Below are 12,223 nucleotides of genomic sequence, written 5' to 3'. Positions count from 1 at the left end.
CGCGCCTCGGTTGAGACGAAAAGCTCTTAACCAAACGCTCTTTAACAAATCGAATCAAGCAATTCGTGTGGGTGCTTGTGAGTATGGACTGATAGTCAAAAAGATTATCAGCATCACAAGTGGCCATGCGAGAAATCACATAGTCATTTGAGATTGCTGAGCCAAGTTTAGGGTTTCTTAAAAACCCAAGCAGTATTGAACTGAAGAGTTTGATCATGGCTCAGATTGAACGCTGGCGGCAGGCCTAACACATGCAAGTCGAGCGGATGACGGGAGCTTGCTCCTTGATTCAGCGGCGGACGGGTGAGTAATGCCTAGGAATCTGCCTGGTAGTGGGGGACAACGTTTCGAAAGGAACGCTAATACCGCATACGTCCTACGGGAGAAAGCAGGGGACCTTCGGGCCTTGCGCTATCAGATGAGCCTAGGTCGGATTAGCTAGTTGGTGGGGTAATGGCTCACCAAGGCGACGATCCGTAACTGGTCTGAGAGGATGATCAGTCACACTGGAACTGAGACACGGTCCAGACTCCTACGGGAGGCAGCAGTGGGGAATATTGGACAATGGGCGAAAGCCTGATCCAGCCATGCCGCGTGTGTGAAGAAGGTCTTCGGATTGTAAAGCACTTTAAGTTGGGAGGAAGGGCAGTAAGCTAATACCTTGCTGTTTTGACGTTACCGACAGAATAAGCACCGGCTAACTCTGTGCCAGCAGCCGCGGTAATACAGAGGGTGCAAGCGTTAATCGGAATTACTGGGCGTAAAGCGCGCGTAGGTGGTTTGTTAAGTTGGATGTGAAAGCCCCGGGCTCAACCTGGGAACTGCATCCAAAACTGGCAAGCTAGAGTACGGTAGAGGGTGGTGGAATTTCCTGTGTAGCGGTGAAATGCGTAGATATAGGAAGGAACACCAGTGGCGAAGGCGACCACCTGGACTGATACTGACACTGAGGTGCGAAAGCGTGGGGAGCAAACAGGATTAGATACCCTGGTAGTCCACGCCGTAAACGATGTCAACTAGCCGTTGGAATCCTTGAGATTTTAGTGGCGCAGCTAACGCATTAAGTTGACCGCCTGGGGAGTACGGCCGCAAGGTTAAAACTCAAATGAATTGACGGGGGCCCGCACAAGCGGTGGAGCATGTGGTTTAATTCGAAGCAACGCGAAGAACCTTACCAGGCCTTGACATGCAGAGAACTTTCCAGAGATGGATTGGTGCCTTCGGGAACTCTGACACAGGTGCTGCATGGCTGTCGTCAGCTCGTGTCGTGAGATGTTGGGTTAAGTCCCGTAACGAGCGCAACCCTTGTCCTTAGTTACCAGCACGTAATGGTGGGCACTCTAAGGAGACTGCCGGTGACAAACCGGAGGAAGGTGGGGATGACGTCAAGTCATCATGGCCCTTACGGCCTGGGCTACACACGTGCTACAATGGTCGGTACAGAGGGTTGCCAAGCCGCGAGGTGGAGCTAATCTCACAAAACCGATCGTAGTCCGGATCGCAGTCTGCAACTCGACTGCGTGAAGTCGGAATCGCTAGTAATCGCGAATCAGAATGTCGCGGTGAATACGTTCCCGGGCCTTGTACACACCGCCCGTCACACCATGGGAGTGGGTTGCACCAGAAGTAGCTAGTCTAACCTTCGGGGGGACGGTTACCACGGTGTGATTCATGACTGGGGTGAAGTCGTAACAAGGTAGCCGTAGGGGAACCTGCGGCTGGATCACCTCCTTAATCGACGACATCAGCCTACTGATGAGCTCCCACACGAATTGCTTGATTCATTTGCTGATCAGAACTCAGTAATGAACATTCCCTGTGAATGTTGATTTCTGACTTTTGTCAGATCGTTCTTTAAAAATTCGGATATGTGATAGATATAGACTGAACACCAGTTTCACTGCTGGTGGATCAGGCTAAGGTAAAATTTGTGAGTTCTGCTCTTAATTGAGCGAAATGCGAATTTTCGGCGAATGTCGTCTTCACAGTATAACCAGATTGCTTGGGGTTATATGGTCAAGTGAAGAAGCGCATACGGTGGATGCCTTGGCAGTCAGAGGCGATGAAAGACGTGGTAGCCTGCGATAAGCTTTGGGGAGTCGGCAAACAGACTGTGATCCAGAGATCTCTGAATGGGGGAACCCACTCAGCATAAGCTGAGTATCTTGTACTGAATACATAGGTTCAAGAGGCGAACCAGGGGAACTGAAACATCTAAGTACCCTGAGGAAAAGAAATCAACCGAGATTCCCTTAGTAGTGGCGAGCGAACGGGGACCAGCCCTTAAGTTGGTTTGAGATTAGTGGAACGCTCTGGAAAGTGCGGCCATAGTGGGTGATAGCCCCGTACACGAAAATCTCTTGTCAATGAAATCGAGTAGGACGGAGCACGAGAAACTTTGTCTGAACATGGGGGGACCATCCTCCAAGGCTAAATACTACTGACTGACCGATAGTGAACCAGTACCGTGAGGGAAAGGCGAAAAGAACCCCGGAGAGGGGAGTGAAATAGAACCTGAAACCGTATGCGTACAAGCAGTGGGAGCCTACTTTGTTAGGTGACTGCGTACCTTTTGTATAATGGGTCAGCGACTTATATTCAGTGGCGAGCTTAACCGAATAGGGGAGGCGTAGCGAAAGCGAGTCTTAATAGGGCGTTTAGTCGCTGGGTATAGACCCGAAACCGGGCGATCTATCCATGGGCAGGTTGAAGGTTAGGTAACACTGACTGGAGGACCGAACCGACTACCGTTGAAAAGTTAGCGGATGACCTGTGGATCGGAGTGAAAGGCTAATCAAGCTCGGAGATAGCTGGTTCTCCTCGAAAGCTATTTAGGTAGCGCCTCATGTATCACTGTAGGGGGTAGAGCACTGTTTCGGCTAGGGGGTCATCCCGACTTACCAAACCGATGCAAACTCCGAATACCTACAAGTGCCGAGCATGGGAGACACACGGCGGGTGCTAACGTCCGTCGTGAAAAGGGAAACAACCCAGACCGTCAGCTAAGGTCCCAAAGTCATGGTTAAGTGGGAAACGATGTGGGAAGGCTTAGACAGCTAGGAGGTTGGCTTAGAAGCAGCCATCCTTTAAAGAAAGCGTAATAGCTCACTAGTCGAGTCGGCCTGCGCGGAAGATGTAACGGGGCTCAAACCATGCACCGAAGCTACGGGTGTCATCTTTGATGACGCGGTAGAGGAGCGTTCTGTAAGCCTGTGAAGGTGAGTTGAGAAGCTTGCTGGAGGTATCAGAAGTGCGAATGCTGACATGAGTAACGACAATGCGAGTGAAAAACTCGCACGCCGAAAGACCAAGGTTTCCTGCGCAACGTTAATCGACGCAGGGTTAGTCGGTCCCTAAGGCGAGGCTGAAAAGCGTAGTCGATGGAAAACAGGTTAATATTCCTGTACTTCCAGTTATTGCGATGGAGGGACGGAGAAGGCTAGGCCAGCTTGGCGTTGGTTGTCCAAGTTTAAGGTGGTAGGCTGAAATCTTAGGCAAATCCGGGATTTCAAGGCCGAGAGCTGATGACGAGTTGCCATTAGGCGACGAAGTGGTTGATGCCATGCTTCCAAGAAAAGCTCCTAAGCTTCAGATAACTGGGAACCGTACCCCAAACCGACACAGGTGGTTAGGTAGAGAATACCAAGGCGCTTGAGAGAACTCGGGTGAAGGAACTAGGCAAAATGGCACCGTAACTTCGGGAGAAGGTGCGCCGGCGAGGGTGAAGGACTTGCTCCGTAAGCCCATGCCGGTCGAAGATACCAGGCCGCTGCGACTGTTTATTAAAAACACAGCACTCTGCAAACACGAAAGTGGACGTATAGGGTGTGACGCCTGCCCGGTGCCGGAAGGTTAATTGATGGGGTTAGCGCAAGCGAAGCTCTTGATCGAAGCCCCGGTAAACGGCGGCCGTAACTATAACGGTCCTAAGGTAGCGAAATTCCTTGTCGGGTAAGTTCCGACCTGCACGAATGGCGTAACGATGGCGGCGCTGTCTCCACCCGAGACTCAGTGAAATTGAAATCGCTGTGAAGATGCAGTGTATCCGCGGCTAGACGGAAAGACCCCGTGAACCTTTACTATAGCTTTGCACTGGACTTTGAATTTGCTTGTGTAGGATAGGTGGGAGGCTTTGAAGTGGGGACGCCAGTTCTCATGGAGCCATCCTTGAAATACCACCCTGGCAACTTTGAGGTTCTAACTCAGGTCCGTTATCCGGATCGAGGACAGTGTATGGTGGGTAGTTTGACTGGGGCGGTCTCCTCCCAAAGAGTAACGGAGGAGTACGAAGGTGCGCTCAGACCGGTCGGAAATCGGTCGTAGAGTATAAAGGCAAAAGCGCGCTTGACTGCGAGACAAACACGTCGAGCAGGTACGAAAGTAGGTCTTAGTGATCCGGTGGTTCTGTATGGAAGGGCCATCGCTCAACGGATAAAAGGTACTCCGGGGATAACAGGCTGATACCGCCCAAGAGTTCATATCGACGGCGGTGTTTGGCACCTCGATGTCGGCTCATCACATCCTGGGGCTGAAGCCGGTCCCAAGGGTATGGCTGTTCGCCATTTAAAGTGGTACGCGAGCTGGGTTTAGAACGTCGTGAGACAGTTCGGTCCCTATCTGCCGTGGACGTTTGAGATTTGAGAGGGGCTGCTCCTAGTACGAGAGGACCGGAGTGGACGAACCTCTGGTGTTCCGGTTGTCACGCCAGTGGCATTGCCGGGTAGCTATGTTCGGAAGAGATAACCGCTGAAAGCATCTAAGCGGGAAACTTGCCTCAAGATGAGATCTCACTGGGATCTTGAATCCCCTAAAGGGCCGTCGAAGACTACGACGTTGATAGGTTGGGTGTGTAAGCGCTGTGAGGCGTTGAGCTAACCAATACTAATTGCCCGTGAGGCTTGACCATATAACACCCAAGCAATTTGCTCATGCAGATTGCGGTGGTGAAGACGAAAGAACCGAAGATTCGCTTTTCACAAGAGCAGCACAAATTCACATATCCGAATTCGCTGGGCTGTCCATCTGGACATACTGGCTACAGAATTTCTTGACGACCATAGAGCATTGGAACCACCTGATCCCATCCCGAACTCAGTAGTGAAACGATGCATCGCCGATGGTAGTGTGGGGTTTCCCCATGTGAGAGTAGGTCATCGTCAAGATTCATTTCGCAAAACCCCTATCTGCGCATGCAGGTAGGGATTTTGTCTTTCCGGGCCGGGCAACCTTCAGCCCCGGGCCAGTTCCGCCAGATGTGCCGTCGCTTCTTCGCTCTTGAGCACGAGCACATCGCCTTCCAGCGAATCGAGCACCACTTCCGAGGTATTGCCGATCAGGGCCCCGGAAATCCCGGTTCGCGCAACTGTGCCGATCACCGTGACCACGGCATCGAGCTGCTTCTCGAAATGGGGTATCAGTACATCTGCCGGCCCTTCCGCGACATGCAGGCGATCTTCACTGATGTCGAATTCGGCCTGAAACGCACTGCAAGCCTCCCGATAGCGCTTCTCGATGGTTTCACTCAGCTGATAAACCGGGTCAGACGCCGACAGCATGGGCGAGGGGTGCGCACTGACGACATGCAGGTCGCCCTTGGCCAACCCGGCAATGGCATAGCCATGGTCGATGATACTGGCATGCAGGCGACGATGGTCTTCGTCCTGGTTGCCCACATCCACCGCCGCGAGGATCACACCACCTGTCCAAGGCCGCTCACTCTTGACCATCAATACCGCACAGGGGCACTGGCGCAACAGCTTCCAGTCGATCGGGGTGAGCAATGCCTTCTTCAGCGGGTTATCCGGGCGATGTTCCTTGATCACCAGCTCACAGCCTTCGGCCTGCTGCACGGCGATGATCGATTCATGCAAGGTCTCATGCCAGGTCTGTTCATGGGTGACATTGTCATAGCCATCATCATGCAACTGGCTACTGAGCAAACTGAGCAAGGCACTGTGGTCATGCTTCTTGTCACACATCAGCAGATGCAGACGAGCACCGGTCACGCCAGCAATCAGCTTGGCGCGGGTCAGCGCACGGCTATGGGCATGTTCAGGGTCGAGGACGACGAGGATGCTACGGACCGCTTGCATGGGCGTGAACTCCGTTCAAAGGTGGCGAACAATGCCTGACTATAGTCGGCGCCTCCCGCGTCGCCGCTTGATGTACATCAAGCATAGTCACTGGTGCTGCCCGTCGCCGTCGGTATAATCGCCGGTCCTGCCTGTCCAGTGTGGTTGTTCGTTTATGTCGCTGATCCCCGAAATCGATGCCTTCCTCGGCTGCCCGACCCCAGATGCCTGGATCGAAGCGGCACTCGCCGACCAGGAAACCCTGCTGATCGATCACAAGAACTGCGAGTTCAAGGCAGCCAGCACCGCCCTGAGCCTGATCGCCAAGTACAACACCCACCTGGACCTGATCAACATGATGTCGCGCCTGGCCCGTGAAGAGCTGGTGCATCACGAGCAGGTGCTGCGGTTGATGAAGCGTCGCGGCGTGCCACTGCGGCCAGTTTCGGCGGGGCGCTATGCGTCTGGCCTGCGACGCCTGGTACGTGCCCACGAGCCGGTGAAGCTGGTGGATACCCTGGTGGTCGGGGCATTCATCGAGGCCCGTAGTTGCGAACGTTTTGCGGCCTTGGTGCCACACCTCGATGAGGAGCTCGGCACCTTTTATCACGGCCTGCTCAAAAGCGAAGCCCGCCATTATCAGGGCTATCTGAAGCTGGCCCACCAGTACGGGGAAGAGGCGGACATCGCCCGCCGCGTCGAACTGGTACGCGCAGCGGAAGCGGAGCTGATCCAGTCTCCCGATCAGGAGCTACGCTTCCACAGCGGTATCCCGATGGCGCAAGCTGCCTGACGCCTAGCCTAGTAGCGGCGCCCCAGCAGCAGGCCGATCACCAGTCCGAAGCCTGCAGACACGGCCACGGTCTGCCAGGGATGGCCACCGATATAGTCCTGGGTGGCCTCCACCACCGGTTGCGCCTTGGCCCGCACCTGGCCGGCGGCCTCGCGCGCCTGGCGCAGTTTCAGGCTGACCTGCGCACGCAGGGTCTCGGCTTCTTCGCCAACCAGCGCGGCGCTTTCGTTAAGCAATTTTTCCGATTCTTCGATCAATGCCTGTAGTTCACTGAACACCTGGTCCTTGATCTGATCACTGTCGGCCAGTGCGGCGGTTTTTCGGGCCATGAACACGTCCTCGTCGATGGGGTGGTTTGAACAATGGATGCCAGCGCGCCGGGAAAGTTGCGACGGCTTTGCCGATGATGCGACGCCAGGGTGTAAGATAGCGGCCATTTTCAACAGGCAGGTACCTTCATGAGTTTCAATCTGGCCAACATGAGCTTCGAGGAACGGGCGCAGATCGAGGCAGAAAAGGCCCGGCTGTTCGAAATGTGGCAGAACAACCTGGGCAAGGCCAAGGGTGAAGCCGCGCGGCTGATCGCCGAAAAACCACGCCGCAAAGGCAAGTGGGCGGAATGGGTGCGTGCCGAGCTGGATAGTCTGTCGCCGCCGGAATACGCCAGCATGGTGCGCAGCGAGGTCAACAAGATGATGGCTGCCGCCAGCGCCAATCGCTGAACCATCCCCTTACCAATACAGGCTGCCCTCCTTGGGCAGGTCGAGCTTGCCTTCGTCGGTGAAGCGCACTGTGCCCAACGGCCCGCCGGCGAGCTTGCCACGCAGTTTGTAAGGCATCCCTTGCAGCGAATCGAGCTTGCCCAGGCCGTAGGCCTGGCGCAGGAAGGCGAACGCCGTGATGCTCACCGGCACCACGATCACGGCTTCGTCGTAGCGGCCGATGTGCCCTTGCTGATCGCTTACGCCGGCCGCCAGCGGCTGACCGTTGACCTCCAGGTTCAGCGCAATGCCGTTGTAGTCGATGGCCGATTCGTTGGGGTTCTGCACCCTCATCTTCACCGCCATGCGCATTTCCAGCTCCTGCCCCGGCAGCGGTTCGATACCGATCACACTGATGTTCAGCGGATCACGGGCCTGGAACAGCGCGCAAGCGTTGAGCCCAATGGCCAGCATCAGGACCAGCAGCAGACGAAGGGGGCGGCGTAAACGGGCAACCATGGGTAAGGACCTTGCCGACAAAGTAGTGCCTGCAGTGTGGCAAATGCACGGCGACGTTGAAAGTGTTGGGCTTTATGAAAGATACTGTTTCTCATTAACGCCCGACAATTCCTCCTACTGGCGGTGCTTCTACCCCATGCTGACGTCTCCCGTGTCCGGTCTGCTGGCAAGTTTCCAGGAGCACTACGACGACCTGCTGCAGTTTCTTACCCGGCGCATGAGCGACCGGCAGCGTGCCGCCGACGTGGCGCAGGAGACGTACCTGAAGCTGGTGAAGATCGACGAGCAGGCGGTGCCGGTGCTGCATGCGCGCAGCTTCATCTTCCGTGTGGCCGGCAACCTGGCCATCGACGCGCTGCGCCGTGAACAGCGCATCGCAGCCAGCCATGAGGACAGCGATGGCGCAGGGGAGGTGGCCTGCTCAGCGCAGGCACCGGAGGCGACGCTGCTGGCCCGTGAGCGTCTGCAGATACTCGACGAAGCACTGCTGCAGTTGTCCAGCAATGCTCGCCAGGCGTTGCTGCTGAACCGTGTCGAGGGCCTGACCCAGGCGCAGATCGCACAACGGCTGGGCGTTTCCGAGAGCATGGTGGCAAAATACATCGGCCAGGCCCTGCGCCATTGCCGTGACTGGCTCAAGCACAACCATGACTGATACCCCGACCATGCACGCTCCGCAGCCGATCAGTGACTTGTCCGACGATGCCCTCGACTGGCAGGTGCTGCTGCACTCGGGCCATGCCAGTGTTACCGATCAGGCCCGCTACCAGCGCTGGTGCCAGCTGAGCCCGGCACATGCCGAGGCGGCGCATGAGGCGGAAGCGCTGTGGCAGGATCTGGGTCATACGCCGACTGCCCAGGTATTCGAAGCAGCGCCGGCGCGCCGCAGCAAGCGCCACTGGGCAACGGGCATCGCCGCCTCCCTGGTGCTGCTGGTGGCAGGTTACGGCGGCTGGCAACAGGCGCCGGTGTGGCTGGCGGACTATCACACGGGCGTCGGCGAGCAACAGCGCATTACCCTCGCGGACGGTTCGCGGGTACTGCTCAACAGCGCCAGCGCCCTCAATGTGGCCTTCAGCGCCAGCGAGCGCAGGGTGACGCTGCAGGCCGGCGAGGCACTGTTCGAAACCACCGATGACCCACGCCCCTTCGTGGTCGAAACCGCCGGTGATGCCGTGCAGGGCAGTGCGGCAACCTTCAGCGTGCGCCGTGACGGCCATGTGGTGCTGGCCAAAGGTGAAGCCCGGCTCGGTGATCACATCCTGGCCATCGCAACCGACGCCAGCGCGCAGACGGCCTGGCAGCGGGGCAAGCTGATCTTCAATGGCAAACCGCTGGGGCAGGTGCTGGCCGAGCTCGAACGCTACCAGTACGGCCGCATTCTGCTCTCCGACCACAAACTCTCGGCACTCGAAGTCAGTGGCGTATTCGACTTGAACGAGCCACAGGCCCTGCTGCGCACGCTGGAGCAGCGTTACGGCCTCAAGGTCACCTACCTGCCGTGGCTGGCCGTGGTGCACTGAGCCTGTAAAAAATAATCGAAACTTTTTTCATTTGGCGCTGCAAGTTCGTGCAAGCCAGAACGTCGTAGTGGGACTGATCAGCAACCCATTCTCATTTACGACTTGTCTGGAAGCTCATTCGTGCCTCTTTTGCCCATGCCCTCACACCGTCGCGGCGGTCGCCTTCACCATGCCTTGATGTCTTGCAGTGCCCTGGCAATGTTCGCCGGTCCTCTGCAGGCATGGGCCGTCACAGACGTGCCAGCACAGGTTCAGGCGCGCCAGGTTCAACTGGAACTGCCGGCACAACCTCTGGATCAGGCCCTCACCGCATTCGCCGACCAGGCCGGCCTGCACCTGCTGTACACCACGGGGGATGTGGCAGGCCTGAACAGCCCGGCGCTGCAGGGCAGCTACAGCATCGAACAGGCGCTGCAGCTACTGCTGGCCGGCAGCGACATGGCCTGGCAGTTCAACGATCCGCGCACGGTCACCCTGCGCAAGGCTGCGCCTGCGCCGCAGGCGGTCAACCTGAAACCCATCGAAGTCAGCGTTGCCTCGCGCACCAGCACCGCCATCAGCGAAATCCCCGGCACGGTGTGGGTGGTGGACCAACAGCAGCTGCGCGAACAGATCGACAGCGGCGTCAGCCTCAAGGAGGCCATCGGCAAACTGGTGCCAGGCCTGGACCTGGCGCCCGAAGGGCGTACCAACTACGGCCAGAACATGCGTGGGCGCAATGTGCTGGTGATGATCGATGGTGTCAGCCAGAACAGCTCGCGCGGCCTGTCGCGCCAGTTCGACAGCATTTCACCGTTCAACGTCGAACGCGTCGAGGTCCTGTCCGGCGCCAGCGCCATCTACGGCGGCGGTGCCACCGGCGGGATCATCAACATCGTCACCAAGAAGGGCGAGCCAGGCCCGGCCCGCTTCGAAACCCAGCTGGGTGCCAGCAGTGGCGTCAACAACAGCGACGACCTGGCCACCCGCTTCGCCCAGTCGGTCAGTGGCGGCAACGAGCGAGTCAGCGGGCGGCTGGGGATTTCCGGCGAGCAGAACGAAGCGTTCTACGATGGCGCGGGTGATCAGATCTTCATCGACAACACCCAGACCGACCTGCAGTACAACCGCACCCTAGACGTGCTGGGCACCCTCGGCCTGAAACTCAACGATGAGCAAAGCCTCGACCTGCTGGCCCAGTACTACGATTCCGGCAACCACGGCAGTACCGGTATCTACTTCCCCAACCTCAATTACAACGCCCCCTCCGACCTGGAGGATGCCGAACTGCGCAGCGGCTATTCCACGGACCTGGAGCCACGCACCCGACGCCTGCTGCTCAACGCCAACTACCACCACACCGATGTGCTGGGCCAGGACTTCTACCTGCAGGCCTCGTACCGCAAGGAAAACGACAACTTCTATCCGTTCCCGTACTACAACCGCGCCACGCCGACCGGTGCGCGTGGCGTGTACTTCGCCGCCTCGCAGCAGAACTTCGAGGTCACCAGCCTCAAGGGCCTGTTCGCCAAGCAGTGGGATGCCCTCAAGCTGACCTATGGCGTGGACCTGGACCGCGAGCGCTTCAATGCCGACCAGACCACCTTCGATGCTCTGACTTCATCCGAAAGCGGCGGCCTGGACCTGGACAAGCAGAGCAAGGCCGAACGCTATCCCAGCTATCGGGTCGATGGCGTTTCGGTTTACGCCCAGCTCGACTGGCATGCCACTGACAACCTGACCTTGTCCGGCGGCGCCCGGCGCCAGCAGATGGATGTGGATGTCAGCGACTTCAAGGGCGTGCCAGGTGGCAGTAACGATTATGAGGTCAACCTGTACAACGTCGGCGCCATCTACGACTTCAAGAACGGCCACCAGGTGTGGACCAACTATGGCGAAGGCTTCGACCTGCCGGACCCTGCCAAGTACTACGGCAAGCCTGGCCTGAGCGTCGCGGACAACCCGCTGGCCGGCATCAAGAGCCGCCAGGTCGAACTGGGTTGGCGCTATGCCGACCTGGATTGGGACGCGCAGGCTGCGCTGTACTACATCTGGTCGGACAAGATCATCAACGTCGACTCGCAAACGCTGACCATCAACGTTGAAGACCAGAAGAGCCGCGACTTCGGTTTCGAAGGTGCGCTGACCCGGCACTTCCAGACGGGCTGGGAGGCGGGGGTACCGTTCACCTGACCCGTTCCGAGGAAGAAGACGCCAGCGGCGACTGGATCAAGCGCGATGCCCGCTATGCCTCGCTGTCCAAGGCCACCGCGTTCGTCGGCTGGAAGGGCGATGGCCGCAGCGCTCGGCTGCAGGCCAACCACGCCTTCAGCCTGAAGGACGATGCCGATCATGAAATCGACGGCTACACCACCTTCGACCTTCTCGGCAGCCAGGACACCGGCTTCGGTACCTTCAGCGCCGGTATCCAGAACCTGCTGGACAAGCAGTACAGCACCGTGTGGGGGCAGCGGGCGACGCTGTTCTACTCGCCGACCTACGGGCCGGCCTATCTGTATGACTACCAGGGGCGCGGCCGTACCTACACCCTGACCTGGAGCATGGCCTACTGATTGACGTTGGCTGCACCGGCCTCTTCGCGGGACTAGCCCGCTCCCACAATGACCGCGCAGACGC

Annotated in this window: 6 protein-coding genes, 3 rRNA genes and 2 pseudogenes; 8 read left to right on the top strand and 3 right to left on the bottom strand. The window is 57.7% G+C overall.

Annotated features, from left to right (window positions below):
• Positions 1-197: 197 nt before the first annotated feature.
• The 3 genes from C2H86_RS02680 to rrf all read left to right on the top strand — a co-directional run bounded on the left by C2H86_RS02680 (position 198) and on the right by rrf (position 5,162).
• A 16S ribosomal RNA gene (locus C2H86_RS02680) occupies positions 198-1,734 on the top strand.
• Positions 1,735-2,014: 280 nt separating this feature from the next.
• Positions 2,015-4,906: ribosomal RNA gene (locus C2H86_RS02675) — 23S ribosomal RNA — on the top strand.
• Between the two features lie 140 nt (positions 4,907-5,046).
• Positions 5,047-5,162 (top strand): 5S ribosomal RNA (gene rrf / locus C2H86_RS02670).
• The 16S, 23S and 5S rRNA genes sit together here, the layout of an rRNA operon.
• A 66-nt stretch (positions 5,163-5,228) precedes the next feature.
• On the opposite strand, the gene C2H86_RS02665 is transcribed toward rrf, so the two are convergent.
• On the bottom strand, positions 5,229-6,092 hold the full coding sequence (locus C2H86_RS02665; RefSeq protein ID WP_159411328.1) for a universal stress protein: 864 nt from the start codon (positions 6,090-6,092) through the stop codon (positions 5,229-5,231).
• 154 nt (positions 6,093-6,246) lie between these two features.
• On the opposite strand from C2H86_RS02665, the gene C2H86_RS02660 reads away from it, so the two are divergent.
• Complete coding sequence (locus C2H86_RS02660) at positions 6,247-6,864, top strand: tRNA-(ms[2]io[6]A)-hydroxylase (protein WP_159411327.1); 618 nt, start codon at positions 6,247-6,249, stop codon at positions 6,862-6,864.
• An 8-nt stretch (positions 6,865-6,872) separates the two neighbouring features.
• Here C2H86_RS02660 and C2H86_RS02655 read toward each other — a convergent pair whose 3' ends face one another.
• Positions 6,873-7,193 carry a DUF883 family protein gene (locus C2H86_RS02655; RefSeq protein WP_103446682.1) on the bottom strand — a complete coding sequence of 107 codons (321 nt, stop codon included), beginning with the start codon at positions 7,191-7,193 and terminating at the stop codon, positions 6,873-6,875.
• Positions 7,194-7,322: 129 nt separating this feature from the next.
• On the opposite strand from C2H86_RS02655, the gene C2H86_RS02650 reads away from it, so the two are divergent.
• The gene (locus tag C2H86_RS02650; RefSeq protein ID WP_159411326.1) at positions 7,323-7,586 is read left to right on the top strand and encodes a hypothetical protein; all 264 of its coding nucleotides are present in this window, start codon (positions 7,323-7,325) and stop codon (positions 7,584-7,586) included.
• A gap of 9 nt (positions 7,587-7,595) precedes the next feature.
• On the opposite strand, the gene C2H86_RS02645 is transcribed toward C2H86_RS02650, so the two are convergent.
• The gene (locus tag C2H86_RS02645; RefSeq protein ID WP_159411325.1) at positions 7,596-8,084 is read right to left on the bottom strand and encodes an LEA type 2 family protein; all 489 of its coding nucleotides are present in this window, start codon (positions 8,082-8,084) and stop codon (positions 7,596-7,598) included.
• 136 nt (positions 8,085-8,220) lie between these two features.
• Between C2H86_RS02645 and C2H86_RS02640 the strand changes: the two are divergent.
• The 3 genes and pseudogenes from C2H86_RS02640 to C2H86_RS02630 all read left to right on the top strand — a co-directional run.
• Positions 8,221-8,727 (top strand): annotated as a pseudogene (locus tag C2H86_RS02640) (RNA polymerase sigma factor); the annotation flags it as partial.
• A 4-nt stretch (positions 8,728-8,731) separates the two neighbouring features.
• Positions 8,732-9,607: a FecR family protein gene (locus C2H86_RS02635; protein WP_240349679.1), complete on the top strand. Its 876-nt coding sequence runs from the start codon at positions 8,732-8,734 to the stop codon at positions 9,605-9,607.
• A gap of 129 nt (positions 9,608-9,736) precedes the next feature.
• A pseudogene (locus C2H86_RS02630) lies at positions 9,737-12,159 on the top strand (TonB-dependent siderophore receptor).
• The last annotated feature ends 64 nt before the right edge of the window (positions 12,160-12,223 follow it).

Source organism: Pseudomonas putida (genome assembly GCF_009883635.2).
Classification (GTDB): Bacteria; Pseudomonadota; Gammaproteobacteria; order Pseudomonadales; family Pseudomonadaceae; genus Aquipseudomonas; species Aquipseudomonas putida_W.
Note: the sequence above shows the minus strand (reverse complement) of the source record. Positions and strands in the feature narration are given on the sequence as shown.

What these genes read in the sequence shown, in the direction of transcription:
- C2H86_RS02665 (WP_159411328.1), bottom strand. Translation starts at nt 6,092, where the DNA reads ATGCAAGCGGTCCGTAGCATCCTCGTCGTCCTCGACCCTGAACATGCC.
- C2H86_RS02660 (WP_159411327.1), top strand. Translation starts at nt 6,247, where the DNA reads ATGTCGCTGATCCCCGAAATCGATGCCTTCCTCGGCTGCCCGACCCCA.
- C2H86_RS02655 (WP_103446682.1), bottom strand. Translation starts at nt 7,193, where the DNA reads ATGGCCCGAAAAACCGCCGCACTGGCCGACAGTGATCAGATCAAGGAC.
- C2H86_RS02650 (WP_159411326.1), top strand. Translation starts at nt 7,323, where the DNA reads ATGAGTTTCAATCTGGCCAACATGAGCTTCGAGGAACGGGCGCAGATC.
- C2H86_RS02645 (WP_159411325.1), bottom strand. Translation starts at nt 8,084, where the DNA reads ATGGTTGCCCGTTTACGCCGCCCCCTTCGTCTGCTGCTGGTCCTGATG.
- C2H86_RS02635 (WP_240349679.1), top strand. Translation starts at nt 8,732, where the DNA reads ATGACTGATACCCCGACCATGCACGCTCCGCAGCCGATCAGTGACTTG.